Raw genomic sequence first — 26,121 nt, 5'->3', positions numbered from 1 at the left:
TCAGGCCTCCTTCGGGAAAACCAGGCTGAGAACGACGTCCCGGCCCTCGTCACGGCCCGCGGGCGGACCGCCCACGACTCCGGCGAGCGCGACGGGCACGCCTGCCTCGTCGGCGACGACCGGCGCCGGACCGGTGCCGGGGAGCACGATCCGCAGCCGGGTGTTGTTCGCCGGCCTGGTGGTCAGGTCGATCGTGATGTCCGGCGCGGTGTAGCCGAGACCGGTGACGGCCACCGGACGCCACCCGGTCGCCGGGTCGTACGACTGCACGGACGCCGACAACGTCGTGGGCACAACGGCTCGCGTGACCTCGACGTGGATCACCTTGCCCGCAGTGCGGACCGACTTCACCCGCGGACCGCCCGCGTCGGCCTCGCCGCGCGCCGCGAGCTCGAGCAAGGTCACTGTGTCCACATGAGACGGACGAACGCTGTAGTCGATCTCCGCCACGGATGCCTGCGGCGGATCGGTCTGCGTGAGGGTCAGCCCGATCAGGTTGCCCAGCACCAGCGCGCCGGTCGCGGGCTTGTCCGGATCCGGTTCCGGACCGGGGAAGTGCCCTGCGCCGGCCGGTTTGCGGTCGATGCCGTCCGCCGCGGCCAGTCTGCGGACCGCCGCGAGCCACGCCGTCGTCCTCTCCCCCGGCTCGGTGGCCGCGACCCTCTGCCGTTGGGCGTCCGAGTCCGGATCGGCACCACCCAGGCCGAGGAACGCCCGCAGCCGCGGATAGCGGTCCGCCGGGCGATCCGCCTTGCCGGGCAGCAAGAACAGCTCGACGGTCTCGGCGAGCCGCGAGTAGGCGGTCTCGGCATCGGCGCCTTCGCACGGCGACACCACGGCGGGCACGGGACGAGCGAGGCAGGCGCGGAACCGGGCCACCACGTGCGCGTCGAACGGCTGGCCGGGCGGGCCGAGGTCGGCCTTGTGCTGCTCCCACCAGGCGGCGAGGTCGAGGCAGTAGGTCGCGGGGAGGCTGAGCTCGTGGCCGAGCGAGTCCTGGCCGAGGCCGGCGCCGACGCGCACCTCGCGGGTCGGCGGGTCGACGGAGAGCGCGAAGCCCCAGATCACGCTTTCTCCGTGCTGCCAGGAGTTGTGGAGTCTCGACTTCGCCCAGGCGTGGCCGACGACGGCCTCCAGGTCCGAGACGCCGAGCAGCATCCCGAAGTGCGGGGCGAGGGTGGTGAACGGATCGGTCGCGGGGATGGGCGCGGACACGTCGGGCGTGATCATCATCCCTCCCCTCTGATCAGCGCGGCCCGCCGGTCGCCGGCCGTCGCGAGCACGGCGTCCTCGTCGCCCGCCCGGTCGGCGAGTTCCCGCGCGAACCGGGTGGCCACGGCTTCCCGGGTGTCCTGTGCCTTCAGCGCGTCGGCCAGCGCCTGGTCGGCGGCATCGAGCCCGCCGAGCAGGGTCGCGACCGGTTCGGCGGTCAGCCGGGCCAGCGTGTCGCCGACGTCGAACAGCGCCACGAGGTGTGCCTTGGTCTGGTCGGGAAGCGCGACCTGCCACACGTCGAGGTCCTCACGCACCTTGGCGAACTCGTCCTGCGCGGTCTTGAGGTCTGCGACGGCCTTGTCGACGGCTTCGCGTTCGGCCTTCACCGCGTCCGACGTCGCGGGGTCGAACGCCGGATCCGCGGCGATCTCGGTCAGCGCCTTCTCGTCGAACGCCTTGGTGCTGTCCCGCCACGCCTGCGCTGCCGTGAAGACCGCGCGTTGCTTCTGGCTGACGAGAAGTGCGGCGTCGTGCAGGCCGTCGAGGCTCCCCTGCTCGGCGGCGGTCGGCAGCGGCCCGTCCGCGATCTCCTGACAGGTCACCGTCACCGCCTCCACGTCGCCGACCGCACCGGTCGCCAGGCGCCGGACCCGCTCGACCACCGCCTCCCGTTCGGATGCGGCGTGGGCGGCTGCGGTGCCGACGAGCGACGCGACGCGGGCACACGAAGCCTCGACGTGGGCTCTTCTGGCGTTGGCTTCCTCCGCGCGGGCGTGCAGCAGGTCGAGCATCCCTTGCCCGAACGGATGGGCGTTGGTGGGCTTCTTGCCGGCGGGCAAGGGTGCGTCGACCACGCCGAAGAGCCGATCGCGGGCCTTGGTGTACGGCTCCTCGCCGCTCGCGGTCTTGGCTGCGGCCAGCGCGTCGGTCACAGGCCGACCGGCGAGCGCCGCGCGCCAGGCGGCGATGCGAGCTGCCTCCTCGTGGACGGTGACCGCGGCGTCGACGGCGACGGACCTGGCGAGGGACGCCTCGGTCAGCACGCCCGCGATTCGGGCGTGATCCCGTTGCGCCGCACCGAGAGCGTCGGCCGTGGCGGCGGCCGACGCCACGGCGTCGAGCAGGGCGACCAGCGTCTGTTCCAGCTCGTCGCTCAGGTGCTCGGCGTCCGCGGGCAACGGCGCGACCCCCAGCTTCGCACGCAGCTCCTTCTCCAGCTGCCGCAACGTTTCGAGCCGGGTGGCGGCCTCCGCGGCGGCCGCCCTGGCGGCGGCGAGCGCGCCGCCCGCAGCCGCCAGCTTCGTCTCGAACGCCGCCACGGCGGCCGTGGCCCGCTTCGCTCTGTCGTCGGCCAGCTCGGTCAGTGGCGTCGTCACGGTGACTCCTCGGAAATCGCGGGATAGGCGCGGCCTGCCTTGGCGTACTCACGGCGCATCGCCCAGGCGAGCTGGGCGGCGCCGATCGGGGTGCCCGCCTCGGCGGCCAGGAAGGCGGCGGCCACGGCCGCGTTGCGGATGAGCGCACCGGTCACCGGATAGCGAAGCGCGAGCAGACCGAGGTCCACGTCGGCCGCGAGTGGCGCGGTGGCCGGAAGATGGCGCCGCCACAGCAGAACTCGTTGCTCCTCGTCCGGCGGGTCGAACGCGACGACGAACTCCAGCCGCCGGGTGAACGCCGGATCGACGTTGTGCCGCAGGTTCGTGGCGAGCACCGCGACCCCGTCGAACCAGGACAGCCGCGACAGCAGATAGGCCGTCTCCAGGTTCGCGTAACGGTCGCGCGCGTCGCCGACCTCGGTTCGCTTGCCGAACAGGGCGTCGGCCTCGTCGAACAGCAGGACGGCGTCCCCGCGTTCGGCCGCGTCGAACGCCTCGGCGAGGTTCTTCTCGGTCTCCCCGATCCACTTGGACGTCATCCGGGACAGGTCGACCACGAGCAGGTCGCGGCCCATCGCACCGGCCAGCACCTCGCCGGCGAGCGTCTTGCCGGTGCCCGGCGGCCCACAGAACAACGCGCGCACGCCGTAGCGGCCCGGCCGGTCGGCCAGGAACCCCCAGCGCCCCAGCACCACGTCCTGCGCACGGACCCTGGCGACCGCCTCGTGCAGCTGGGTGAGCCGGTCCTCGGGCAGAACGAGGTCGTCCCAGCCCGCGACCGGGCGGATGCGCTGCACACCGGCCGGTGTGCGGTCGCCGCCCCGGATGTCCAACGCGGCCCGCAGGTCTCGTTGGCGCACATGGGTTCCGCTCAACAACGCGGCAGTCGCCGCGTCACGTGCCAGCTCGGTCGCGACGGCGACGCCGCAACCCGGCGGCACGACCTCGGCGGCGTCCGGGCAGTCCGGTGTCAGCCGCGCCCACAGTTGTCGTCGCTGGGACCGGCTGGGCGGCGGCACACGCACCGGCAACACCGCCCGGCTGGTCGTGCCGATCCGAACCGGGCCGGACGTCACCAGGACCGACGGCGCGGGCACGCCGTCGAGCGCCGCGACGCCGTCCGGCAGGTCGTCCGCCACCAGCACCGGGGTCGTACCTCGCGCCAGCGCCGCAAGCGTGATCGCCCTGCCCGCGGCGGTGGGCAACGCGGGCACGGTGAGAACGACGGGGTTCGCTCCCCCGCCCGCGAGCAGCGGAGTGAGCCGCATGGCCGCTCCGACCGGGTCGCCCGCACCGTCGACGACGACCGTGACGGGCACGCCGTTCGCGCACGCGACGAGTGCGGCGCTGAGCTGTTCGGCGCGCAGGCCCAGCGGACCGATCGCGCCGGTGTCGATCTCGCGGGCGCCCGCCGGCCAGCCGGGATCGCCGCGCAACGCCGTCCACAACCCCTCGGGCAGGATCAGGCCACGTTCCGCGAAAGGCCCGTGTCCCTGCACCAGCACCAGGTCCAGCGCCCCGGTCAGCTGTGAGCGCGCCCAGAGCCGTGCCTCGACCGGATCGTCCGGCGCGTCGTGCAGCAGGCCCGCCTCGGCCAGCGCCGCGACAAGGCCGCAGGTCGCCACGGGCAGGTGTCCCGGATGCAGACCGCGCAGCACGCTGGCGAGTCCCTCGTGCTCCTCGGCGGCACCGGCGAGGAGCACGACGTCGATCTCCGCGCGGGTGAGGCCGAGACCGACGGCCAGCCGGTCGATCGGGTGCGGACCCGCCGGTCCCGGTCCGGCCTGTTCGCCCAGTGCGGCCAGGAAACCCGCGGCTTCGTGGTCGTCACCGAGCAGATGGCCGAGCCGTCCGGCGAGCTCCAGCACGCCGTGGTGCAACCTGGCCGCGGCGGCCGTGGTCGGGTCGAGCAGCGCGATGTCAGACATAGCGGAACCTCACGACGCAGCCGAGTTCGGGCAACCACCCCGGATCCAGGTCGAGCCCGGCGGCCCGCAGGTCCACCGACACCTCGTCCAGGTCCAGCTCCACCTCGATCCATCCCGGATCCGCGACGACCGCGCCCCGCCTGCGCACGATCGCGGCCAGCAACGCCGTGTCGTCGCACAGCGCCAGGTCCCGGCCGGTCAGCCGGTCTCGGACGGCGGCGATCACAGCGTCCGCGCGTGCTTCGACGGGGTCGTCCGGTTGTTGCTCCGGCGGCTCAGAGCCCGGTGGCAGGCCGCAGAACACGAGCAGCGCGGGATCGTCGGTGGCGGGCGGCTCACCTTCCATCGAGGACCTCGCGACCAACTCCTGGGCGAGGTGGTAGTACGCCCAGCGCGACTCCAGCGGGTCCTCCAGGACGTGCAGGACGAACAGCACTCCCGCGTTGGCGGTGGTGTGCCGGCGTCGGTCCACGATCGTCGGGTCCGATGTGGACTCGGCACCGGCGGTCTCGCCGGACGACGGAAGTGCCAAAGCTGCGGGAGACGCCGAAACGTCCGTCTCCTGGCGGATCCTGGAGCTGTCGAGGACCGGTCGGCCGGTGACGAGCGCCGCGACGAGCGGGCCGCCCTCGCCGCGAGAGACGACCGCGGGTTCGGTGTCCGCCACCGCTAGGGCCGCGAGGGCTGTGGCGAGAACAGGATCCGTGGCTTCGCAGGCGAATCGGGCCAGAGGCGAGGTCATGACACGGTCTTGGAGCAACTCTGTGGCCCGCAGCGGCTCAGACGCCGCGGCGACGTGGTCATGGCCCGTGCCGTCGGCGGCAACGGCGTCGTTCGGGGCACCGGTCGGGGAGTCGACGTAGGTCGGGCCGACGTTCGGGCGGTCGGCGTCGATCCGGTCGGCGGCCGTGGAGCCGACGGTGAAGTCCGCCGTCATGGCGTCGGCGGTGATCGGGTCAGCGCTCAGTGCCCGCCAGGCCGCGGCCGCGATCCGGCTCACCCCAGCGGTTCCCACGAGATCGACCAGCGCGGGCAGGCGCCCGGCGCGGGCCAGCGCCGCCACCAGCGCGGGTGCCTGACCCGCGACCTCGATCAGACCACCGCACACGATCTCGGATCCGCTACCGCCAGAGGGCAGACCCAGGCGGCGCCACGCCCACATCCGGGCCGAGTCACCGTTCGTCAGGCTCAGCACCAGGTCCGACACCGCCGCGACCCGGTTCGGGTAGCGGACGACGCCAGGCCCGCCGGTCGTGATCCGCGCGGTCACCGCGGCGGCAACGGCCTCCGCCCACACCACGGCCGCGTCCGCGACGGACTGACCGGTCCCGATGCGTTGTGGCTCAACGTCCACGGACGCGATCGCGATCTCCTCGTCGCACCCGATCCGGCAGGCCTCCAGCGCATCGTCCAGCGCGCCACTCAGCAACGCGTCCAGCACGTCGTCCCGCTTCGGCTCCCCCTCGGCGAGACGCCAGCGCACGGTGAAGCAGTCGATGGACGTCATGGCTCGACCCTCGCGTCCTGACCCAACCGGCCCGCGCCGACGCGCAGGCCACCGCTCGGCCGGCCGAGCACCGCGTTCCGCCCGACCACGCCGCCGACCGCCAGCTGGCCGAACCCGGCTTCCGGCCCCACCACCGAGGTGAGCGCCAGGTGCCACCCCAGCCCGAGCCGTGCCGAACCAGCGGTGCAGATCTCCACGACCGTGTGCGCCGGGCGGTGCTCGTCCAGCAGGTCCCGCAACGCGGCGGCCTGTGCCGAGGACAGCCGCCCCCGCACCACGACCGAGAACCGGTGCGCGTGCTCGGCGAAACCCGCGTCCACCCGGTCGGGGTCGGCCACGGAACGGAAGCGGAACCGTTCCACCAGCACAGGTTCGACGCCGAGCAGGATCTTGATCATCTCCCGCAACGCGCCTGCCGTGCCCCGCGCCCTGAACAACGGCACCGCCCGCGCGATCAGTTCGCGCCGCGCCGGCTCCGGCCACCGGTCGTCCAGCACCAGCCCGACGAGCGACGCCAGCCACGGCAACAGCTCCGCCGGCGTGGCCGAGGGATCCAGCAGGACATGGCGTTCCTCGGCCGCGGCCTCGACGTCGAACAACGGCCCGGCGAGCATCGTCAGGTACCGGTCGAGGAACGCCGCCGCCCTCGGTTCCGCCGAGTACACGGCGGGCAGCTTGTCGATCAGATGGGGCGCGGCCTTCTCCACGCGCACCGCGCGCACCCGGGGCGTCACGGCGGGAGTGCCGCGCAACGTCAGCACCAGCCACAGGAATCGGCCAGGTGGCGCGTTGACTGGAGCCTCGTACGTCACGAAGTCGTCCGCGCGCGTCCACGGCAGTTCCGGCTGTCCACGCCGATGGAGGGCAAAGCTCTTCCCCGTGGCCGGCGGCGGCTCTCCGTCATCAGAAGTGAGGCACTCGACCCGCAGCGCCGCCCCGTCCGGCACGCACGCGTCCACGAAGATCCTCCCCCAGCGGCGCCCATAGCCGCCGCTGTCCAACGCGAACGTCCGCACCTCGCCCTCGGTGCGGTACCGGACCGAGGCGGGGAACCCGACTCCCAGCCTTTTCCCCGCCCAGTAGGCGATCCGCCCGTCCGGGGTGCGCGCGAGCCCACGTCCGTCGTACCGCGGCGCCCGCAACGGTGCTGTGCTGCTCACCCCGTCGCCGACGAGGTAGCGCGCGAAGTCGGAGCCAGGCAGCCCGGCCACGACCACCCTGCCCTGCCCGTCGACCTCGACGTCCGTGGCACCCGCGACCGGCCCGAGGATCCTCTTGCCGCCGATCTCGTACACGCGCTCGCCCGCCAGCACCCACCGCGTACCGTCCTCCGCCACCGCGACCCGCGCCGGACGCGCGGGCACACTTCCGGACACCGGTCGCGGCGACCGTCGCCACGGCAACCGCCACAACGGCTGGGCCGGATCGTCCACGCACACCAGCAGCTCGTCACCGGCCAGCGCGAGGTCCACAGCGGACAGTCGTTCCCGCCGGATCGGCCTGCCGTCCACCAGATCGAGGACGACCACCGCTCCGTCGGTCGCGTCGACCAGTGCCAGCAGGCCGTCCGGTGACACGGCGAGTGCGGTAGCGGCGACGGGCGGGGCCGTCGTTCCAATCGCGGTGAACGCGCCGGCGTCACGTAGACGTTGCGGCGTGAGGAGATCCTCGTCCTCGGAGGCGAACTGGCGGGTGCCCGGCCGCCACGGCGACCGGACGATCCGGCCGTCCTCCGGGATCGCACGGTAGACCCGGCGATCGGGCCCGACCGCGAGGCCCGCGGAGCGCGGGACCGGACCGGCCGTCGAGGAAGGCTCGACATCGACCGACTCAAGGCTCACCACGCCGCTCGCGTCCACGACGGTGTGGACGTGGACGCACCGGTGCCACTGCGCGGCCACCGCGATCGCCACCTCACGCCCGGCGTCCATCAGCACACCTTCTTCGGCACCGGCACGGGCACCGGCGTGCCGTCCAGGTCCGGCCCCGGCGGCAGCGTCCCGAACGGCGGCGCCGCGTCCCCCACGACGACCACGATCGCAGCGAGCTCGACGACCTCCCAGGGCTCCAGCAACACGGTTCTCGCGACCCAGGAACCGTCCTCGGCGAGTTCGGCCACGCCGAGCGATGCGATGTACTCGACGCCCTCGACCTGCAATGCGGCCGCCTGCAGTTCCGGCGAGTGCACGCGGCGCCCGAGCGGCCAGCCGCGCCCCTCCGGCCCGAACGGCGGCAGCGGTGCCAGGTACTGCCGGATGACCAGCTCGACCCAGCGGCGGACCGCATCCGCCGAGTAACCGGGTTTCGCCCGCACCGCGACGGATACCGCGACCTTGCGGTACTCGGGCGGTACCACGTACAGCTCGGTCGTGATCAGGCGGCGCGAGTCGAGGTGCGCGCACACCCGGCGCAGCAGCCCGCGTTCCGGCCGGGGAGCGTCCGGGTGCGCCTGGTCGTGCCTCGGCCACACGACGACGGTGACCACGCCGGCCGCGTCGGTCGCACGGGTGCGCGGGTGGAACAGCGGCAGACACTCGGCCCGCCCGACCTCCCGGCCCGGTGTCGCGAGTGCCAGCTCGGCGAAGTCCGAGCGGGTCACCGCGCGATCGTGCCTGCGGAACTCGCCCGGAATGCGTTCCAGCCCATCGGCGAGGGTCTCCGCGGGAGCGCCACCCGCGGTGGGCTGCGGGTTGGTGACGTCGACCTGTTCGTTCGACTCGTGCTTGTCGATCGCGCCCGCGGGCACGTTGCCCTCCGCGCCGCCGCCGAAACGGTAGCGCAGCACGCGAATGCGTTCGTTCTGCTGCGGTGCGCGGCCTCGCACCGTGTCGCCGAACGTCGCCGTGCCCGCCTCGGCATCGAGCGTCCAATGCCGGTCATCGCGGGCACTCGCGGCGAACGAGTCGACGCGGACCCACGGCGTCCATCCGCCCGGTTCCTCGACCTCCACGACGACCGTCAGCTCCGCGTCCTGGACCGGCCGGTGTGCGAACGGGTAGGTCTGGCCAGGCTGGCCGGTGCCGGTGCCGAGGAACTCCGGCGCGGTCGTGACGGCCTGCACGATCGTCGCCGCGTTCACCCCCGCCCACCGCAGCGCGGGGATGTCCGGGCCTCCGCTGACCGGCGTGCCCCTCAGCCAGCACACCACCGGTGGGTCGCCTTCGAGCGGCGGCGGGAAGTCGCCTGTGCCCGCGCCGTCCGGGGGTGGCTCGACCAGGCCGAGCTCGGTCACGTCCGGCAACCGCAGCCGCACCACACCGTCCTGCCGCAGTCCCCTGGTGCCGTCGGCCACGATGTCGAGGGCCCGGTACCGGGGTGAGTCGTCCGGGGTGGACACCACCCACGTGATCTGGCCCGCCGGCTCACCGCTGGCCTGGCTCACCAGCGACGGCACGTCCGGTGTGAGCACCACCCCGACGTTCAGCACCGCGCCGGAGAGCACGGAGTCCTTGGCCAGCAACGTGTCGCGGGCCTTCTCGTCGACAGCCACCAGCGCGAGCCACAACGCGTGGTCGACCGCGTTCGGCACGTCGAGCGGTGCCGCTCCCAGCACCTCCGTCGTGTAGTAGAGCCGTTTCGCGTCCTCTGGCGCCTCGACCGCGTCCAGCGCGGCGTCGGCTCTGGACAACACGTCGTCGTCGCCGTCGAGCGGCGCCTCCGCGGCGATCTTGGCCGCGACGATGGCGGTCACCGGCAGTGCGGTGACGTCCTCGTTGGTCTCGAACCGCGTCTCGCCGGCCTTGACCAGGAACGGGAACGGCAGCACGACCGCGCCGGTGCGAGGTGTGCAGACGATCAGGCCGGTAGCGGGATGAGCCGGGTGCAGTGGCACCGCGAGCAGACGCAGCAACCACAGGCGGGTGGCGTCCGGGATCTGGTTGAACCGATGCAGCACGCTTTCGCCCAGGAACGCCATCAGGTCGAGCAGCGTCATGCCGGGGTCGGCCGGCGACGGGTCCGTCCATTCCGGCGCGTACACCGGGATGCGGCGGCTCAGTTCCTCGAGCAGGTCGGCGAACCGGCGGTCGTCGAGGACCGGAGGCGGGAACGGCATCAGCGACCTCCTACCGCGACACCGAGCCGGAGCACGTCTGCGCTGCCGTCACGGGCGTGCACGTACGAAACCGTCACGACGGCGACCGAAGGATCCTCACCGGGCACGACCTCCACGCCCCGCAGGGTGATGCGCGGCTCCCACGTGGCGAGCGCCGTGGTCACCGCCTCAGCGATGGCGGCGCGGGTGCCGGGGGTGTTGGGCGCCATCAGGAACTGCCGAAGGCCGCAGCCGAACGCGGGCCGCATGATCCGTTCGCCCGGCTCGGTCACCAGCACCAGCCGGACGGCCTGCCGGACCAGCGCGGGGCCGGAACACGTCGTCAACGCGCCGTGCGGTCGCGTTGGCAGCACGGGGAAAGACCATCCGGTGCTCACGGCACGAACACCTCCGCCCGTTCCACCCGCGGTTCGTAGACGAGGTCGTCCTCCGGAGCGGTGAGCCGGTTGATCGCGAACGAACGCAGCAGGTGGAATCTGTCGCCGGGTGGCTGGGCGGGGAGATCATCGGCCAGCTTGGGCTCGGGGGTCGGCTTCAGCCCCGCCTTGGCGAACCGGTCGTCCATCGCCTGGCCCGCCTTGCCGAGCGCGTCCTTGGTGTCCAGCCGGAAGGCCGCGAAGAGCTGCGCCTCGAAAGCGGCGTCGGCCTCGAACTCAGGCCCTTTCCCGGCGAGGAGCGCCTCCGCGTCGGCGGTGATCTTGATACTCGGCGGGATGCACAGCTTGAACGCCAGCAGGATCCACAGCCCGAACAGGAACACCACGATCCCGAGGAAGATCTTCAGCACGAACGTCGCGACGATCGTGATCAGCGGGATGCCGAACGAGCAGATCTGGAAACCGGTACCGCCGGGATCGAGGTTGATGTCCGGGCTGCCGATCCGGATCCCGCCCATTCCGGGCCCGAGCTTCGCGCCCTCAGCCAGCTCCGCTTTGCTGGGCAGCCGGATGGTGACCGGCCGGTTGGCGGTGCCGCGCGGGTCGAGCGACCCGGCGAGCCGGTAGGGCGCGGTCGGCTCGGACCAGGTCAGCGGGCCGTGGCAGTCCCGCTCGCCGGGCCTGCGCGGGCACGCGGGGTCGTGCCTGCGCACGAAACAGCGGATCTCGTACGCGGACAGGTCGTCGAACCGCGGCGCGCGGTCGATGTACCCCTCTTTCGGCTTCTTGTGCGGCGGCAGGAGTTCCACGTCCAGCGTCGCGGTGGGCACGACCCCGAACCAGATCGTGCGGCCGGTCGCGTCGTGCTCGGTGTCGCGAGGGTCGGGCACGAGCGGATAGAGGGGGAACACACCTTCGTGAACCTCGTCGGTCACCTCTCCGACAGGCCCCCAGCGGCCGATGCGGGGCAACGGCCGCAGCGTTCGGCACGGGCGTTCCGGCAGCCGCACCACGTCGCCGCCGGCGTCGACCGCGAGGGGGAACCAGCCCTCCAGCTCTCGTTCCACGCCGGCCTCCGCCGCCCACGCGGTCAACGCGTTCTGCTTGAGCCGCAGGGTGCTCAGCGCGGCGGCCCGCTGGTCCGCCAGCGCGGTGAACCTCGCCTGCCCGATCCGGCCCGCCGCCGCGGCCTGCCGCAGCCTGCGTTCCAGCACACCCAGGCGGGCCATGGCGAGCGACACGTCACGGATCCGCCTGCGCGCGTCCTTCGCCCGTGCGGGACTGATCTCGGCACGTCTGCGCCGGATGATGAATCCCGCCTCGCACACGTCGGAACGGTCTGGGCTGGGCAGACCGAGCTCGTCGCAGTGCAGCTCCACGGTGACGAGGTAGTGCCTGTGGTGCGTGGCCAGGTACAGCTTGAGGAGCTTGGCCTCGGTCGCGGTGACGGGCAACAGCGTGGCTGGATCGAACGGCGACGCCACCGTCTGATCGGCGCGGTGGTCGAACACCAGGCGCCGCTGCGGGTCGGTCAGGAACTCGTCGACGAGTTCCGCCGTGGCGTACTTCTGCAGCGCCGGAACGGTGTTGCGCGGCGCGGTGTCCTGTCTGGGCCAGTGCCACCAGGGAGCGGTGAGGAGCCAGCCGTGCGGCGGAGTTACGGTCATCGCGGCTCACCACACGTTTCCGGCGCCGGGCGTGTACGACGGCGAGATGACGGCGTTCGTCTGGAGTGCCTGGCAGGTCACGATCCCGTCGAACACGGCGGTCGCGGCGTGCACGTTCATCGCCGGGGCGGTGATGTCGACCGGGCCGTTGCCGACGATGCGGACCTGACCGGACGCGGTGAGCGTGATGCCGAAGCCGTCACCGTGCGACATCCGGATCTCGCGCGCGCCCGCGTCGAGCACCAGGGCGTGGCCGGACCGCGTCCGCACGGTCACCTTGACACCGCCGGGGGTGTCGTCGAACTCGACCACGCTGCCTTCCCTCGACTTCACCACTCGCTTGTCGTTGGGGCGCGTGGCCTCCGTGGGCGCGGCCTCCCTGCCGTTCCAGCACGAGCCGACGACGTAGGCACGCCCGGCGTCGCCCGCCTCGAACCCGATCACGACCTGCGTGCCGACCGCCGGATAGGCGCAGAAGCCCTCGTCGTCCCCCGCGTACGGGGTGAGCAGCGTGGCCCAGACGCGGAACTCGTCACCCGCCTGACCGAGTCCAGGCAGCCGCACCTCGACGCGGCCCAGCCGGTCGGGGTCGACGACGTCGGTGACCAGCCCCGGATACAGGCCCCACAGCGCGGCGCTCATCGTGATCCCCTGGAGGTGAGGGTCGCCCGTTCGGCGGTGAAGTGGACCCGCAGGCCACCCTCGTCGCGGGCGAACGTGTGCCGAGCGCGAGTGACGTAGTAACCGCCGCCCGCGAACGGCGCGCCCACCGCCGTGAGGGTGAGCCGTGCGCCGACCGACAGCTCCGGCACGCCGGAGGCCGTGCCGACGACCGTGACGAACCGGCGGGCCCGGCAGCGCAGATCCGCCTCCGCCCACGCCCGCGCCTCGGCACCGGTGACCGGCGTGAGCGTCGAGCGCTGGTCGGTGTGCGTACCGCCGGTCTGCTCCAGCACGTCCAAACCGCTGCGGCCACCGGAGATCTCGCCGGTCACCGCGGACCGGCCGGCCACCACGTCGATGCGTTCGCGGGCCTGCGCGTCGTATCCGGACACCCCGACCGAACCTCGTTGATGCGCCAGGTCCGCCCGCAACGACACGGTCAGCAAGTCCTTGCCCTGCGCCAAGGTCACCGCCGGCCCGGTCCGCCGGTCGCGCGTGGCGAAGTGGAGCGTCGTCCCGGCCGCCCACAGCTCGGCACCCAGCCGTGCGGCACGGTCGCGCAGGAACCCGAGGTCCGTCTCGTTCACCTGCTGCACCACCGCGTAGGTCGGGCCGGTCACGTCGGCCTGCGCGGAGAGCCCGTGCCTGGCCGCGATCCGGCGCACGATGTCCGCGTCGGACACCCGCGTGTACGTCGCCGACCGGCGGGTCTGGCGGAGCTTCATCAACGCGTCCTCGGCGTACACGCTGACGTGCGGAGCGTCGCCCTCGTCGAACACCGCCTCGATCGCCGAGATCGCGCCGGCGAACACGACCCGCTCGTTGCCGGACGGGCCGATCGACACCGCGAGCTGCTTGCCGAAGTCGAGCGTGCGCCCGTCGAGGTACTCCACGACGTCGTCGTTCGGCACCTGCCTCGGCGCGTTGGCGAGCAGATGCGCGACACACGTCCGCAGGCCCTCGGTCGACTCCTCGACCACCAGGGCCAGGCAGTCCCGGCCGAGATCGGGCACCCGCCGGCCGTCCACCGTGAACACCGGGTCGGCCGCTACGAACTGGTCAGCCATGGCGTTCCCCGATCCCGACGCGAGCCGCGTCTCTCGCCAACGCCTCCGTGACGGCGCGATGCCGCTCGCGGTCGGACCACCGCGGCATGCGTGCGGCCGCCGGCGCCGAGGTAGGGCCGGACGGTGCCGGACCGACGGCCTCGATCTCGTTGCGGACCTCACCGATGTGCACCGGCATCAACCACACCTCCCGCCGCCACCACAACCACAGCCACAACCGCCCGAGCGACCGCCACCTGCGCCGCCACCACAACCACCGCCGCGGCCACCGCCAGCACCGCCGCAGCCACCTGTGCCAACGGTCTCCGGAACGACCCGCCACCGCGGCGGTGCGGCACCGGCGGGCGAGGTGGTGATGCCGACCTGGTCGCGCAACGGCACGCCGAATCCGTAGGTGCGGGAACGCATGTCCGGACGTACCACCGGAGGGACCGACGCAATCGGTCCGGCCGAGCCGGTCGGTCCAGCCGTCGCCGCGGGTCGTGCCGGCACTCCGAACCCCGAGCGGGTCGCCGTCGCGGCGGCAGCGGCCTCGATGCGGGCGTCGTGGTCGATCGCCCCCTGCAGACCTCCTGCCGCGGTGACCGCCCGCGGATCCACCACGCTTCCCCCGAGCACCGGTCCCCCGCGAGACTCGCCCGCCGTCACCCCGGCGGTGGATCCGAGGTCCAGCGACACCGAGGCGGAGAACTCGATCGAGGCGCCCGCGGTGAGCGAGAACGCGTCCAGTCCACCGAGGTCGAGCTCCGGCCACGCCCCGGGGTCGAGCCCCATTCTGGCGGCGAAGTCCGGAGCGGACTCGCCCTCGAGCGCGGTGCCGGCGCGGTCCGGCTCCGCGGGGGCTCCCGCCGACGGGCCGAGCAGCCCGCTGTCGTCCTTCGCGGCGGCGCCGGTGTTCCCGCCCGGCCCGAGCTGGTTGGCCTCGTACTCCGGCAGGTGCTCCTTGATGGTCACCGCGCACTTGGCCCGCAGCGGCACGCCGGAGGCGGCGAACAGGTCGTAGTCGACGTTGAGCGTGGTGAGGATGCCGACCAGCCGGAACGTGCCGTAGATGAACCGCACGCGCGGCGGCACCGCCTTGGCCCCCTTGGCGGGCAACAGGAACTGCCGCAGCGGGTCGACCTGGTCGCGGACGTCCACCGGGTTCTCCGTGGTGCCGAGGTCGGCCGTGTCGAAGATCAGGTCGAACGACAGGGTCGCCGTGGAGGTGCCGTCGTACTGGGTCGCCGGCTTGTTGCCGAACGCCTTCTTGATGTCGACGCTGTTCGACATCTGCAGCCGCAGTGTCGACGGGTTGAACTGCACGGTGATCGACTTGCCGGAGGACTTGCCGACCGGCTCCAGCTGGGCCTTCACCAGCGGCGTGGTCATGCGAGCACCATCCGCAGACCCTCGTGGGCGAGTTGCAGTTCCTCCATCGCGACCTCACCGGTGCGGGCGTTGAGCTGCGGGCCGACGAGCTTCGCGGTCAGCGCGCGGAGTGCCTTCCAGCTCGCGACCGTCTCGCGGCGTTCGTCGAGCACCTCGACCAGTACGTCGTAGCGGCGGATCGGCCGGACCCCGGCGACGGTGTCGGCGAACCATCGCCACAGCTCGGGTTCGACCCGGCCGGCGGGGCTGTGCAGCATGCCGCGCTTGAGCACCAGCCTGCTGTACTTGGCCCGGCCCGCACGTTGCACCACGGCGTCGTTGCGGCCGCCCTCCGCGTACTCGCCGACCTCCATCTCCACGTCCAGTCCGGTGCACTCGGCGAACCCGCCGGTGCCGAGAGGCGGCGCCGCGGGGTCGGCGTCCGCGGACACGATGAACGTGACCCTGAAACGGAACGCGTTCGCGAGGCGTGGGGTGGTCATGCCGTCACCACCGTTCCGTCGTCCGCGCGCAACACCCGGACGACCACGAACTCCAGCGGCGCGCTCGGCGCGACCCCGATCTCGCAGAGCAACGTGGTCTCCCCCGCGTCCGGCAGCCGGACGAAGAACGAGGACGCGGGCGTCCCACCAGCGAACGCGCCCGCCGAGAACAGGTCACCGAGCAGGTGCTCGACGGCGACCCTGACCCGCTCCCGCAGCGCGGAACCGTTGGGCTCGAAGGTGGCCCACGCGAGGCCGGTGGCGAGCGCCCGTTCCAGCTGGGTGACGACCCGGCGCGCGGTGAGCTGGCGCCAGGCCGGATCCAGGGCGAGCGTCCGGCCCGCGGTGAAGCGGAGCGCCGCACGGTCGTGCACGGTGAGGTTGAGGCCCGCCCGGTGCAGGGTGTGGATCACGGCGGGATCGGTCTGGCCGTCCAGCACCGCGACCGGTCCGGCCAGTGCGACCAACGCGGGCCCGATGGTGATTCCGACCGACGCGAGCACTCCGGCAGCGAACGCGGACGGTGGCACCATCGAGAGCCCGGCCGCGCTGGGAACGAGCGGCCAGCCCTGGTAGGCCGCCGCGTGACCGGAGTCGAACGCCGCGCGCCACCCGCGCACGTCGTGCGGCCGCAGTCCCGGTGGCACGTCGAGCAACGCGACCAGCCCGAACCGCTCCGCGACCCGGATCACCCTGCCCTGCAACGCGATGATGCGCGCACGTTCCGCGGGTGCGGCCGGATCCAGTCGCAGACCTGGGAGCTCCACACGTGCGGGGGCGGTCGCCGTGACCCCGGCGAGCGGCTCGCACTTCGCGAAGCCCGATCCGGCGAAGGTCGTCGGCGTGCTGACGTCCTCGGCCCGCGGGAGTTCCTCCGGCGAGTAGATGTCCGGTACGCAGAGGCTCGCGCAGTCCTCAATGTCCCGCAACGCTTCCAGCCCTGAGGGCGCCGCGTCCGCGGACTCGATGCCGAAGAAGTCGTCCGGGGTGACCAGACCGTGCCGGTCGGTGCCGAGCGTGTCCACAGTGGACTCCCAGCCGCGCAGGTCGAGATCCGGCCTGATCTCGGTCACGTCCTGCGGCAGCGCCAGCAACCGCGACTCGGCGGCGAGCACCTCACCTGCCCAGCGGGGGTGGTCGTTCTGCAGTCCCAGCCCCGTGAAGTGCTCGGTGCGGCCGCGGCCGTCGGACACGTCCATCGAGGCGGTCACGATCTCGGCCGTCGCGATCTCACCGGGAAACGGCCGGTCCAGCACCACGAACCGTTCCCACGCCAGGCGGCCGGCCGCGAGTCTTCTGCCCACCGAGGTCACGGCGTGCAGCGACGGCGCGCCGGTCCTGCCGCGCAGCCGGAGCACCGCGCCGAGCGGCACCACCAGCCCAGGAGGCAGCGAGTTCACATCGGACAGTGGAACGACGTTGGTGCCGAACGTCAGCCGCACGGACAACGAGTTGCCCCAGCTGCCCTCATCACGGGCGCGGATGTGCACAGGCCCCAGCGCGAGCCGTGTGCACGCCGGGGGTTCGGGGGCGGGCAGCGGCGTCCGCGGGACGATCCGCACCACGTACGCCCGGCGCCCGCCCTGAGCGAAGAAGGCCGCGACCGCGCGACCCAGCAGACCGGGCGCGTCGTGCCCGCCGAAGAGGTCCTCGAACTCCGACCAGCTCTGCACCGGCACCGCCACCGACCTCGCACGGCCGTTCGCCAGTGCCGCGGTGTCCAGGGCCGGATCGTCGAGCGGCTGCCACGCCGGTCCGCGCGCCGCCACGCCGGCGAACGCGCACACGTCCATGCGCACGCCGACGGGCGGCGCGTGCACGACGTCCGGGGCGAGGTACACCCCTGGCGCGCCCAGCTCAGGCAGTGGCGTGGTCACCGTTCACCTCACAGGGACGTGTACTCGATCCATTCGCAGACGACCTTCAGCTCCTCCATCGCGACCTCGCCGCCGCCCTTCGCCGCGAGCGTCGGACCTGTCCACTTCTTCGGCTGGGCGCGCATGAGCTCGACGCTGACCACCTGGGTCCTGGCTTCGTCCAGCAGCGTCACCGTGATCCGGCGCGGGGCGTACTCGCCGTCGCGGACCTGGGCGAACCAGTCGAAGATGTCGGTGGAGCCGATGATGCCGCGTTTGAACGTGACCTCGTCGGTCTTGTTGGTGTTGGGGATCTTGCGGACCGCGTTGCGCGGGTCGACGCCTTCGCGGTAGTCCGAGTAGTTCATCTCGTTGCCGAGGCCGGACACGTCCGAGAAGCCCGCGACGATCGGGTCGCCCCCGCCCTCCGGGGAGGGGTCGATCTCGACGCGGAAGTTGAATGCTCCGTACGGGTGGTCTCGCGTGGCCATCGCCTTCTCCTCTCATCGGCGGGTCAGGATCGGGCGTCGGCCGTCCACTGGCCGATCCGGAAGATCACGAACTCGGCCGGCCGCACCGGTGCGACGCCGATCAGGCAGATGAGGCGGCCGTTGTCGAGGTCGTTCTGCGTCATCGTCGTGCGGTCGCACCGCACGAAGTACGCCTGCTTCGACGTGCTGCCGAGCAGAGCGCCGTTGCGCCACTGCACGTCGAGGAAGTCCTCGACCGAGCGGACGATCTTCTGCCACAACGCCTCACCGTTGGGCTCGAACACCGCCCATTGGGTCGCCTTGTCCACCGAGTGCTCCAGGTACAGGAAGAACCGGCGGACGTTGACGTACTTCCACTCCGGGTCGCTGGTGAGCGTGCGGGCGCCCCACACCCTGTTGCCACGGCCGGAGAAGAACCTCAGGCAGTTCACGCCTTCCGGGTTGAGCACCTGCTGACGCGCGGTGTTGATGTTCGCCTCGAACCGGGTCAGCCCCTGCACGACCTCGTTCGCCGGCGCCTTGTGCACACCACGGGTGACGTCGGACCGCGCATAGATGCCCGCGACGAACCCGGACGGCGGCAGCACCATCCGGTCCGGCGGCATGCCCTGCTCGGGAGACTGGTTCGGATCGAGGATCTCGACCCAGGGGTGGTAGAGCGCGGCGCGGGTCGAGTCGAAGTTGCCGCGGAACGCCCGTACCTCGTTGAGCGACGAGCCCTTCGGCGCGTCCACGATGGCGATCCGGTACGCCCCCTGCCTCTCGGCGTGCTGGATGAGGTAGCTCGTGGCCTGCACGGTGGCGTCGCCGCCCAGCACGGCCGCGTCCGGCATGGCGACGATCGCGATGTCCTCGATCTCGCCCAGCGCGGTGAGTCCGGTGGCCTTGATCTCGGCGTGGTCCGGGTCGGCCTCCTTGCCGAGCAACTGGTCGGCCGTGGGCATGACACCGTCGTTGCCTCCCCCGAGCTCGAAGCGGCCCACCGCGGGGTCGGCGCCCGCGCCGGTGAGCGCCACGGCGAGCACGATCGCGTCCGCGCCCATCGGGTCCAGCCACACCACGCCCGTGTCGTCCTCGGGGTGATCGCGGTGCAGCACGTCGCCGATGTAGCGGCGGTGGTTCGGGTGGCAGCCCATCTGCACGGTGCGGTCGACCCGTTCCGGGTCGACGCGGACCAGCACCTCCAGTTCGACGAGCAGCAGGCGGTCGTCCGCCTGGATCGCGCCGGTGCCGCCGCTGAACGACTGCCTGCCCGCGTTGTCGACGCTCACCACCCGCAGCTTGTCGGCGCTGAGCGGCGCGTCGGGCTTCGGCATCGGCGACGCGGCCGGCACGACCTCGACGAGCGCGCCGTTCCTCGCCCTGTTCGCCCGCAACGGTCCCTGATCGCCGAGCTCCGCCTTGACCGCCACGTTGCGGCTGCGCATCGGTCGCACCTCGACCAGGACGTTGCCCATCCGGCCGGGCCAGCGGGCGTGCCAGGTCGCGGTCGCCGTGGTGCCCGCCGGCAACGTCTGCGGCACTGTTCCCGACGCCACCCCACCCGCGGTGTCGGCGAGACCGGCGGCGTGGACGCGGGAGACGTAGAGGCGCTGACCGCCGTTGAGGAAGAACGCCCTGGCCGCGTGTGCGAGCACCGGCGTCACGTCACCGTCGAGCTGGTCGAGCTGGCCGTAGAGGCGCTCGAACTCGACGAAGCTCGTGATGAGCCGCGGCTCGGAGTCCGCGGGGCCGTCCTGGTACTGCACCGGCCCGAAGCGGGTGCGCCCCGCCATCCCGGTCGTGCTGGTCGGCACGCCTTCGATCGACTTCGCGCGGAAGCTGACCTCTTCGACGAAGACGCCTGGTGCGAGGTACTCGGGCATGGCATGACTCCGTGCGGTGTCAGTGGATCGTGAACGGAAGGCCTGGGCTGACGATCTCAGCCAGTCTCATGTGGACGGTCGTGGTGCCGCGGTCCTGGAAACCCGGCGGGGCGTCCGGACCCGTGGTGATGTCGGTGACCTCGCCCGCCGGCGGGACGCTCTCGGCGACAGGCCCGGCGAGCGGGCCGGGCAGAGCCCAGACGGTGAGGGCGAGCTGGAACGAGAACTTGGCCGGCATGTCGACGAAAGCCGGACCGGGGATCACGAGCAGGAGGAACTCCCCGCGGTCGTCACCGTCCGCCCGGCCGGCGATCCGGTTCGACGCGGGGTGCCGCGCGATCACCCGCACCCACGGCACGATCGCGCCCGCAGGGTCGACGACCCGCCCCCGCATCCCGGTCGTGCCGCCTTGAGGCCCGAACCCGGCGCCGGGGAACAGCGCGACCCTCGGCGTTTTGACGGTGTCGAACGGGATGACGAACCGCCTTGGCACGTACCGGCGACGTTCGTCGGCGACGCGCACGATCACCGGCGCGGCGAGACCGGGCGTGACCAGCTGCCGGAACCGGCCGGGCCGGCGCCCGCGCGCCAGCCTCGCCGCCAGCGGGCCCTCGCTGGTCACGACGACGTCGGCGAGCGAGCCGCGCATCGCGTCGACGACCTCGAGGCCGAACGCGAGGCGGTGAACCAGGCCGAACCCGGCGGTCACGACGCCACTTCCAGCGTGACCGTGCCGACGAGAGGGGGACCGGCGGTCTGCGGACCCGCCACCACGACCACCCGCGCCTGGTACGGCAGGGACAGCCGGAAGTCGACGGTGAGCGCCTCGAACGTCCTCATCAGGTCGTCGGTCGTCAGGTCCTCCATGACCACGCTCACCGACTCGTCGGGTGCCCACCGCCCAGCCGGGTCGAGCAACGGCCCGGACAACGTCGGAACCGACTCCAGCACCTCCAGCGTGCGACCGACGATGAGGTGCTCGTGCACCGCGTTGTCCGCCCACGCGGTCACCAGGTAGTGAAGATCGAGCGGCAGGAAGGTGCGGTTCTCCTCGGCGCTTCGCGTCGCCCACGCCGCCCTCATGGTCTTGTCGAAGTCGACCCGGTACAGCAACAGCGACAACGCCGGGAAGACGATCTCGGTGTCGTTCTTCAGATCGAGGTCATCGGTGCGGATGACCACCACGCCGGTCTGCTGCCCCTGGATCGGCTGCTGCTCGGCGAAAGCCAGCCGGAGCAGCCGCGCCAGGCTGCTGCCCACCGCGCCGACGCTCTCGAAACCGGCCATGGAAGCCAGCATCCAGACGCCCCGTCCTCGCTCCGTATCCCGCGCGTAGAGGAATTCGTGCGGATTCGGTCACCCACACGTACGAGCCTGCGTCCTCTTTGACACGAAACGCGCCGTTGCGTCGATATCCGTTTGGGAAGGGAGTGACCGATGGACGGGCCGCATCTGCGTGTGCTTGGCGGGTTCACCGTGCGCCTGCACGACCGTCCGGTCCGGCTACCGCTCGGCGCGCAGCGGCTGCTCGCCTTCCTGGCGACGCAGGCACGACCCCAGGACCGCACGCACATCGCCCAGCACCTCTGGCCGGACCTGTCCGAGGCACGCGCGGCCGGAACCATGCGCTCGGCACTGTGGCAGATCCGCCGCCGGCTGCCCGGCATGGTCACCGGTGACGTCGTGACGGTCGTGCTCGGCCCGGTCACCGACGTGGACCTGTGGCGGACCACGCGGTACGCCTTCGACCTGCCGGGCAACGGCGGTTCCTCGTGCTGGCGGGAGTTCATCGACGACCTGAGCTGCGATCTCCTGCCACACTGGTCGGACGACTGGCTGACGCTCGAACGCGAGCGCTATCGCCAGATCAGGTTGCACACGTTGGAAACCCTGTGCCGCCAACTCACCGGCTCGGGCGACACGCAGCCCGCCATCGAGGTGGCCTTGCGCGCCGTGGGCGCCGACCCCCTTCGCGAGACGGCACAGCGGGCGTTGATCGAAGCCCATCTCGCCGACGGCAACATCTCCGAGGCGATCCGCCAGTACGACTCGTACGTCCAGATCCTGCGGCAAACCCTGGGCGTCGCACCGACATCCGCGCTGTGCGCGCTGCTGCCGCGCGCCCCCTACCACCGAAAGCCCCGCTGATGGTGTCACGCAACGCTGGCTGGGTAGTGAGTCCACGAGCCGAAGCGCGCGGAGCGACACCTCCCGTGCGGACGCGAAGTCCTCGCGCTCATCCGGCTGATTGTTCCGTGGCGCTCGCCAGGGCGCGGTTGTTCAGCACGGGACAGAAGGCCAATGCCACCAGGATCAGGAAAACACCGGCGGCGACGTACGAGACCTGGACGGCGAACACGGTCGCGAGGACGCCGCCGATTGCCGCTCCGATCGGGCCTCCGATCATCACCACCAGCCTGCTCGAAGAAAGCACCCTCCCCAGGAGTTCGTCGGGCACCATCTGCTGACGCAATGTGCTCACGACGACTTTCTCCGCGGTCATCAATGCACCGGTCACCATCATCATCGCGGCCGCCACCCACGAATTCGCGACGAGTCCCAGAACCAGGATGGCCGCGCCCACGCCGGCTTTGCCCACGAGCATCACAGTGCCGGGACCGAACCGCCTGCTGGCGGCCGCGGCGGTCAGTCCCCCGGCCGTCGCACCGACCGCGGTGGCCGTCAGCAGCAGGCCGAAACCGAAGTCCGGAAGTCCGAGGACCTCCTTGGCCAGCAGCGCCAGCATCGCGAACTGGGCGGTGGCGGCCACGTTGCCGAGGCAGGAGACCGTGGCCAGCGCCCGCAGGGTCCGGTTTCCGAACAACCACCGGATGCCCTCGGCGATTTCGCGCCGCACGCTCTTGCGCGGCGCTTCGGACGTCTTCTCCGGCTTGGCGTCCGTCCTGATCGAGAGGATCAGCAGGCCGCTCGCGGCGAACGAGAGGGCGTTGCCGGCGAACGGCAGGAAGTTCCACACGCCGAACAGAGCGGAACCGGCCGGAGGCCCCACGAAGTCTTCGCCGTTGCTTTCCGCGGCGACGATCCGCCCGTTCGCCGTGGCCAGGTTCCGCGGGTCCCGCGACACGAAGTCCGGAATGGCCGACTGGGCGGCGATGTCGAAGAAGACCTGGCCGACCCCCAGCAGGAACGCCGCGACCACCAGCCACACCAGGTTCACCTGCGCGGTCAGGATCAGCGCCGCGAGACCGACCAGGACGGCGAACCGGGCGAGGTCGGCCCACACCATCACCCGCCGACGGTCCAGCCGGTCCACCACGACACCGGCGTGCAGCGAGAGCAGCACCCAGGGAATCTCGGCCGCCATGACGACGGCGCTCAACGCCAGCGGACTGCTGGTGGCCTGCAGGGCCAGCAACGGCAACGCGGCGGCGTGCATGCCGGTGCCGATGGACGACACCAGCGTGGCGCCGAAGAGCCTGTGGAAGCGACTTCCCAGTCGCACCTCGGCCTCGTCCGATTCCTTCGTGGGCACTTCCGGGATTCCTTTGGCCAGGCTTTCGGAACAGAAGACTCCAGTGCGGATTCCCGCGCTGAACCGAAACGCGCGAACACGTCGGCGACGATTCTGCCGCTGCTCCAGCACCGGCTCCATGTTCAACTGGTTCCGGTTCAACAGGTAGTACGCGGAGTGCTGGTCGTCAGCGCGTCGCGTTCAGCAGCGCCAAGACGGCCAGCACCCTGCGGTGACCGTCCTCGTCGGACGGCAGATCCAACTTCATCAGCAGGTGCCGAACGTGAGCTTCGACAGTGCGTTCGCTGAGCTGCAGACGCTTCGCGATGCCGGTGTTCGTGAGGCCCTGCGCCATGTGTTCGAGCACCGTGCGTTCGCGCTCACTGAGTGTCGCGAGTGGACCATGGGAGCCGAGCAACCTCGCGACCACCTGCGGGTCGAGCGCGGAGCCACCGCGGGCCACCCGGTCCGCAGCGGCGAGGAAGTCCGCCACGTCCAGCACGCGGTCTTTCAGCAGATAACCGAACCCTCCCACCGTGATCAGCCCTGCCACGTGGGTCGTCTCGACGTGCTGCGACAGGACGAGCACGCCCAGGGCGGGGTGCGTCCGCTTGAGCGAACAAGCCGCGCGGGCGCCTTCGTCGGTGAACGTCGGCGGCATCCTGATGTCGAGCACGACCAGGTCAGGCCCGAACGCCGACACCGCGGACAGCAGCTCTCCCGCGTCGCCGAGGGTCTCGACCACCTCGTGGCCGCCGTCGGCGAACAGCCGGGCCAGCCCCTCCCGCAGGAGCACCTGGTCCTCCACGATCACGACTCGCACGGCACCTCCGCGATGATCGTCGTACCGGCGCCCGGCACGCTGTCGACGCGCAGCGTGCCACCCAGCGCCGCCACGCGGTCGGCGAGCCCGGTCAGGCCGCTCCCCCGCGACGGCGCCGCTCCCCCGATGCCGTCATCGGTCACGGTCACCACGAGAGTGCCGTTCTGGCGGGCGACCGTGAGGCCGACAGTGGTGGCCTGGGCGTGCTTGACCGCGTTCGTCAACGCCTCGCAGCCCACGAAGTAGGCCGCGGCCTCCACGCTCTCGGCATACCGCTCGGCGGGCGCCCGCACCTCGACGTGCAACGGTGTGCGGCTGGCGAGGTCGTCGAAGGCGGGCCGGAGTCCGCCCTCCAGATGGATGCCCTGAGCGAGCGCACGGAGCTCCTGGATCGCCACCGCGACCTCGGCCACCGCGTCGTCGATGGTCTGCCCGGCGCGGTCCGGCCGGTCGGTCGTGAGTTCGTGCTGGGCGTGCCGCAACGCCAGTCCGATCGCGACCAGCCGCTGCTGCGCCCCGTCGTGCAGGTCGCGCTGGATGCGGCCGCGTTCGGCGTCTCCGGCCGCGACGATCCGCGCCCGCGACGCCCGCACCTCGGCGAGCTGCCGGCGCAGCTCGACCCGCAGCCGGGCGATCTCGATGGCGAGCCCGCCCGCCTCCACGACCTCGCGCACCAGGGCGGCTCGCGGGCTGGAGTGGACGACCGTGCCGAGCGGCTGACCGTCTCGTTCGACCACCACCCGCGAACCGGTGCCGGCCACGGTCCTGCCGTCGAGGTCGACGTGCTCATGGCTCTCCGGCAGGTACACGAGCAGTTCGAGCTCCGGATCCGCCAGCACCTCCCGCAGCACGCCGCGCACCTCCTCCGGCGCGGCCCGGCCCGCGCGGAGGGCTTCGAGGAAGTCCGCCATGCGGTGCAGTGCGTCGTGGCGGGCCCGGTTGAACCGGCGGTCGACGACGTCCTGCACCTTCTCCCGCAACGGGCGGAAGGCCAGTGCCGCCACGAGCGTCGCGGCCGCGGTGACCCAGGACGATCCCCGGCCGAACGCCGTGCCCAGCACCACGACCGTCACCGCGTAGGCCGCGACCAGCAGCACGGTGAGCAGGCCGTAACTGATCGTTCTGCTGATGACGACATCGACGTCGAACAACCGGTAGCGCAGGATCGCCAGCGCGGCGGCGACCGGCAGCCCGATCAGCGAGACCGCGGCGATCACCCCGGCGGCGGGCGTCACGAACCAGAGCGCGAACGACAGCGGCAGCCCGACTCCGGCGATCGCGGCCGCGAACACGAACCACTTCAGTTGCTGCCGCCGCTCGCCGTCGGCCTGCCGGAAGCGCAGCACCAGCGAGACCACCGACGCGGCGAGAGCGCCCAGGAACAGCGTCATCCCGACGGCGAGCAACGGGCCGGTGGGCAGCCATTCGACCACCATCGGGTTGTGGCCGTCGTGGAAGTTGACGCCGAGCGCCGGGCTGAACGCCCACCCGGCCGTGGCCAGCACCAGGCCCCCGGACCCCACCCAGAGCACCGGCCGCCACCGGCCGGCCCGGCCGTCCGGGAACAGCACGAACGTGAGGATCCAGCCGAATCCGCTGGGCAGCCAGCTGATCGCACCGATCCACTCCACGACCGGCGCACCCGGCAGGCCGCGCAACGCCCAGCCCTGCCCCAGATCGGACGCCACGGCGTTGAGCAGCGCGAACCCCAGGAACAACCACCCGATCACGCTGCGCCGGGCGATCAGCGCGCCCGCGCCGGCCAGGACGACCGCGTAGATCGCGTACATGACCGTGTCGTAGTGCGGTTCGAGACCCCACACCAGAGGGATCGCGGCCAGTTCCGCGATCACGGTCAGCCCGAACAGCAGCGCCGGCATCGCATCATCGTCGCAGGACACGACAGG

At 72.0% G+C, this 26,121-nt stretch carries 22 protein-coding genes; 1 reads left to right on the top strand and 21 read right to left on the bottom strand.

What is annotated here, in order from left to right; genetic code table 11:
* From SK803_RS14315 to SK803_RS14230, 18 genes are read right to left on the bottom strand one after another with little or no spacing between them, the layout of a single operon-like run.
* Window positions 1-1,230, bottom strand: a complete 1,230-nt coding sequence (locus tag SK803_RS14315; RefSeq protein WP_319966462.1) for a hypothetical protein — start codon at window positions 1,228-1,230, stop codon at window positions 1-3.
* Window positions 1,230-2,591 carry a hypothetical protein gene (locus SK803_RS14310; protein ID WP_319966461.1) on the bottom strand — a complete coding sequence of 454 codons (1,362 nt, stop codon included), beginning with the start codon at window positions 2,589-2,591 and terminating at the stop codon, window positions 1,230-1,232. Before SK803_RS14310 ends, SK803_RS14315 begins: the two co-directional genes overlap by 1 nt.
* Window positions 2,588-4,519, bottom strand: coding sequence for an ATP-binding protein (locus SK803_RS14305; protein ID WP_319966460.1), 1,932 nt, complete (start codon window positions 4,517-4,519; stop codon window positions 2,588-2,590). The genes SK803_RS14310 and SK803_RS14305 overlap by 4 nt, the downstream gene beginning before the upstream one ends.
* Entirely contained in the window at window positions 4,512-6,026 is a 1,515-nt protein-coding gene (locus tag SK803_RS14300) for a hypothetical protein (RefSeq protein ID WP_319966459.1), read from the bottom strand. Before SK803_RS14300 ends, SK803_RS14305 begins: the two co-directional genes overlap by 8 nt.
* Entirely contained in the window at window positions 6,023-7,957 is a 1,935-nt protein-coding gene (locus SK803_RS14295; RefSeq protein ID WP_319966458.1) for a phage tail protein I, read from the bottom strand. Before SK803_RS14295 ends, SK803_RS14300 begins: the two co-directional genes overlap by 4 nt.
* Window positions 7,957-10,080: a putative baseplate assembly protein gene (locus tag SK803_RS14290; protein WP_319966457.1), complete on the bottom strand. Its 2,124-nt coding sequence runs from the start codon at window positions 10,078-10,080 to the stop codon at window positions 7,957-7,959. Before SK803_RS14290 ends, SK803_RS14295 begins: the two co-directional genes overlap by 1 nt.
* Window positions 10,080-10,433, bottom strand: coding sequence for a GPW/gp25 family protein (locus tag SK803_RS14285; RefSeq protein ID WP_319966456.1), 354 nt, complete (start codon window positions 10,431-10,433; stop codon window positions 10,080-10,082). The genes SK803_RS14290 and SK803_RS14285 overlap by 1 nt, the downstream gene beginning before the upstream one ends.
* A gap of 20 nt (window positions 10,434-10,453) precedes the next feature.
* Window positions 10,454-12,124 (bottom strand): hypothetical protein, encoded by a 1,671-nt coding sequence (locus SK803_RS14280; protein ID WP_319966455.1) that lies wholly within the window; start codon window positions 12,122-12,124, stop codon window positions 10,454-10,456.
* Between the two features lie 6 nt (window positions 12,125-12,130).
* On the bottom strand, window positions 12,131-12,766 hold the full coding sequence (locus tag SK803_RS14275) for a phage baseplate assembly protein V (protein WP_319966454.1): 636 nt from the start codon (window positions 12,764-12,766) through the stop codon (window positions 12,131-12,133).
* Window positions 12,763-13,854 carry a phage late control D family protein gene (locus SK803_RS14270; protein ID WP_319966453.1) on the bottom strand — a complete coding sequence of 364 codons (1,092 nt, stop codon included), beginning with the start codon at window positions 13,852-13,854 and terminating at the stop codon, window positions 12,763-12,765. Before SK803_RS14270 ends, SK803_RS14275 begins: the two co-directional genes overlap by 4 nt.
* On the bottom strand, window positions 13,847-14,032 hold the full coding sequence (locus SK803_RS14265; RefSeq protein ID WP_319966452.1) for a hypothetical protein: 186 nt from the start codon (window positions 14,030-14,032) through the stop codon (window positions 13,847-13,849). The genes SK803_RS14270 and SK803_RS14265 overlap by 8 nt, the downstream gene beginning before the upstream one ends.
* Window positions 14,032-15,225 carry a CIS tube protein gene (locus SK803_RS14260; RefSeq protein WP_319966451.1) on the bottom strand — a complete coding sequence of 398 codons (1,194 nt, stop codon included), beginning with the start codon at window positions 15,223-15,225 and terminating at the stop codon, window positions 14,032-14,034. The genes SK803_RS14265 and SK803_RS14260 overlap by 1 nt, the downstream gene beginning before the upstream one ends.
* Entirely contained in the window at window positions 15,222-15,707 is a 486-nt protein-coding gene (locus SK803_RS14255; RefSeq protein WP_319966450.1) for a phage tail protein, read from the bottom strand. The genes SK803_RS14260 and SK803_RS14255 overlap by 4 nt, the downstream gene beginning before the upstream one ends.
* Window positions 15,704-17,584, bottom strand: a complete 1,881-nt coding sequence (locus SK803_RS14250; protein WP_319966449.1) for a hypothetical protein — start codon at window positions 17,582-17,584, stop codon at window positions 15,704-15,706. The genes SK803_RS14255 and SK803_RS14250 overlap by 4 nt, the downstream gene beginning before the upstream one ends.
* Before the next feature lie 8 nt (window positions 17,585-17,592).
* Window positions 17,593-18,054 carry a phage tail protein gene (locus tag SK803_RS14245; RefSeq protein WP_319966448.1) on the bottom strand — a complete coding sequence of 154 codons (462 nt, stop codon included), beginning with the start codon at window positions 18,052-18,054 and terminating at the stop codon, window positions 17,593-17,595.
* A 23-nt stretch (window positions 18,055-18,077) separates the two neighbouring features.
* Window positions 18,078-19,919, bottom strand: coding sequence for a phage tail sheath family protein (locus SK803_RS14240; protein WP_319966447.1), 1,842 nt, complete (start codon window positions 19,917-19,919; stop codon window positions 18,078-18,080).
* Between the two features lie 19 nt (window positions 19,920-19,938).
* Window positions 19,939-20,628: a hypothetical protein gene (locus SK803_RS14235; protein ID WP_319966446.1), complete on the bottom strand. Its 690-nt coding sequence runs from the start codon at window positions 20,626-20,628 to the stop codon at window positions 19,939-19,941.
* A complete protein-coding gene (locus SK803_RS14230) occupies window positions 20,625-21,206 on the bottom strand; it encodes a DUF4255 domain-containing protein (RefSeq protein ID WP_319966445.1) in 582 nt (193 codons plus the stop codon). The genes SK803_RS14235 and SK803_RS14230 overlap by 4 nt, the downstream gene beginning before the upstream one ends.
* A 150-nt stretch (window positions 21,207-21,356) precedes the next feature.
* On the opposite strand from SK803_RS14230, the gene SK803_RS14225 reads away from it, so the two are divergent.
* Window positions 21,357-22,067: an AfsR/SARP family transcriptional regulator gene (locus tag SK803_RS14225; RefSeq protein WP_319966444.1), complete on the top strand. Its 711-nt coding sequence runs from the start codon at window positions 21,357-21,359 to the stop codon at window positions 22,065-22,067.
* An 88-nt stretch (window positions 22,068-22,155) separates the two neighbouring features.
* Here the strand turns inward: SK803_RS14225 and SK803_RS14220 are convergent, their stop codons facing one another.
* The 3 genes from SK803_RS14220 to SK803_RS14210 all read right to left on the bottom strand — a co-directional run bounded on the left by SK803_RS14220 (window position 22,156) and on the right by SK803_RS14210 (window position 26,094).
* Entirely contained in the window at window positions 22,156-23,412 is a 1,257-nt protein-coding gene (locus SK803_RS14220; protein ID WP_319966443.1) for an MFS transporter, read from the bottom strand.
* A gap of 166 nt (window positions 23,413-23,578) precedes the next feature.
* A complete protein-coding gene (locus SK803_RS14215) occupies window positions 23,579-24,214 on the bottom strand; it encodes a response regulator transcription factor (protein WP_319966442.1) in 636 nt (211 codons plus the stop codon).
* Window positions 24,202-26,094: a histidine kinase gene (locus tag SK803_RS14210; protein WP_319966441.1), complete on the bottom strand. Its 1,893-nt coding sequence runs from the start codon at window positions 26,092-26,094 to the stop codon at window positions 24,202-24,204. The genes SK803_RS14215 and SK803_RS14210 overlap by 13 nt, the downstream gene beginning before the upstream one ends.
* Window positions 26,095-26,121 lie beyond the last annotated feature (27 nt).

The organism is Lentzea miocenica, from assembly GCF_033949945.1.
GTDB classification, from domain to species: domain Bacteria; phylum Actinomycetota; class Actinomycetes; order Mycobacteriales; family Pseudonocardiaceae; genus Lentzea; species Lentzea miocenica.
The sequence above is the reverse complement of the archived record's forward strand: the minus strand, read 5'-3'. Positions and strand labels throughout refer to the sequence as shown.

Excerpts from the sequence above, each read along its gene's own strand:
- SK803_RS14290 (WP_319966457.1), bottom strand. The coding sequence starts at position 10,080 with ATGCCGTTCCCGCCTCCGGTCCTCGACGACCGCCGGTTCGCCGACCTG.
- SK803_RS14300 (WP_319966459.1), bottom strand. The coding sequence starts at position 6,026 with ATGACGTCCATCGACTGCTTCACCGTGCGCTGGCGTCTCGCCGAGGGG.
- SK803_RS14265 (WP_319966452.1), bottom strand. The coding sequence starts at position 14,032 with ATGCCGGTGCACATCGGTGAGGTCCGCAACGAGATCGAGGCCGTCGGT.
- SK803_RS14315 (WP_319966462.1), bottom strand. The coding sequence starts at position 1,230 with ATGATCACGCCCGACGTGTCCGCGCCCATCCCCGCGACCGATCCGTTC.
- SK803_RS14230 (WP_319966445.1), bottom strand. The coding sequence starts at position 21,206 with ATGGCCGGTTTCGAGAGCGTCGGCGCGGTGGGCAGCAGCCTGGCGCGG.
- SK803_RS14295 (WP_319966458.1), bottom strand. The coding sequence starts at position 7,957 with ATGGACGCCGGGCGTGAGGTGGCGATCGCGGTGGCCGCGCAGTGGCAC.
- SK803_RS14270 (WP_319966453.1), bottom strand. The coding sequence starts at position 13,854 with ATGGCTGACCAGTTCGTAGCGGCCGACCCGGTGTTCACGGTGGACGGC.
- SK803_RS14275 (WP_319966454.1), bottom strand. The coding sequence starts at position 12,766 with ATGAGCGCCGCGCTGTGGGGCCTGTATCCGGGGCTGGTCACCGACGTC.
- SK803_RS14260 (WP_319966451.1), bottom strand. The coding sequence starts at position 15,225 with ATGACCACGCCGCTGGTGAAGGCCCAGCTGGAGCCGGTCGGCAAGTCC.
- SK803_RS14305 (WP_319966460.1), bottom strand. The coding sequence starts at position 4,519 with ATGTCTGACATCGCGCTGCTCGACCCGACCACGGCCGCCGCGGCCAGG.
- SK803_RS14210 (WP_319966441.1), bottom strand. The coding sequence starts at position 26,094 with ATGCCGGCGCTGCTGTTCGGGCTGACCGTGATCGCGGAACTGGCCGCG.
- SK803_RS14240 (WP_319966447.1), bottom strand. The coding sequence starts at position 19,919 with ATGCCCGAGTACCTCGCACCAGGCGTCTTCGTCGAAGAGGTCAGCTTC.
- SK803_RS14280 (WP_319966455.1), bottom strand. The coding sequence starts at position 12,124 with ATGACCGTAACTCCGCCGCACGGCTGGCTCCTCACCGCTCCCTGGTGG.
- SK803_RS14255 (WP_319966450.1), bottom strand. The coding sequence starts at position 15,707 with ATGACCACCCCACGCCTCGCGAACGCGTTCCGTTTCAGGGTCACGTTC.
- SK803_RS14245 (WP_319966448.1), bottom strand. The coding sequence starts at position 18,054 with ATGGCCACGCGAGACCACCCGTACGGAGCATTCAACTTCCGCGTCGAG.
- SK803_RS14225 (WP_319966444.1), top strand. The coding sequence starts at position 21,357 with ATGGACGGGCCGCATCTGCGTGTGCTTGGCGGGTTCACCGTGCGCCTG.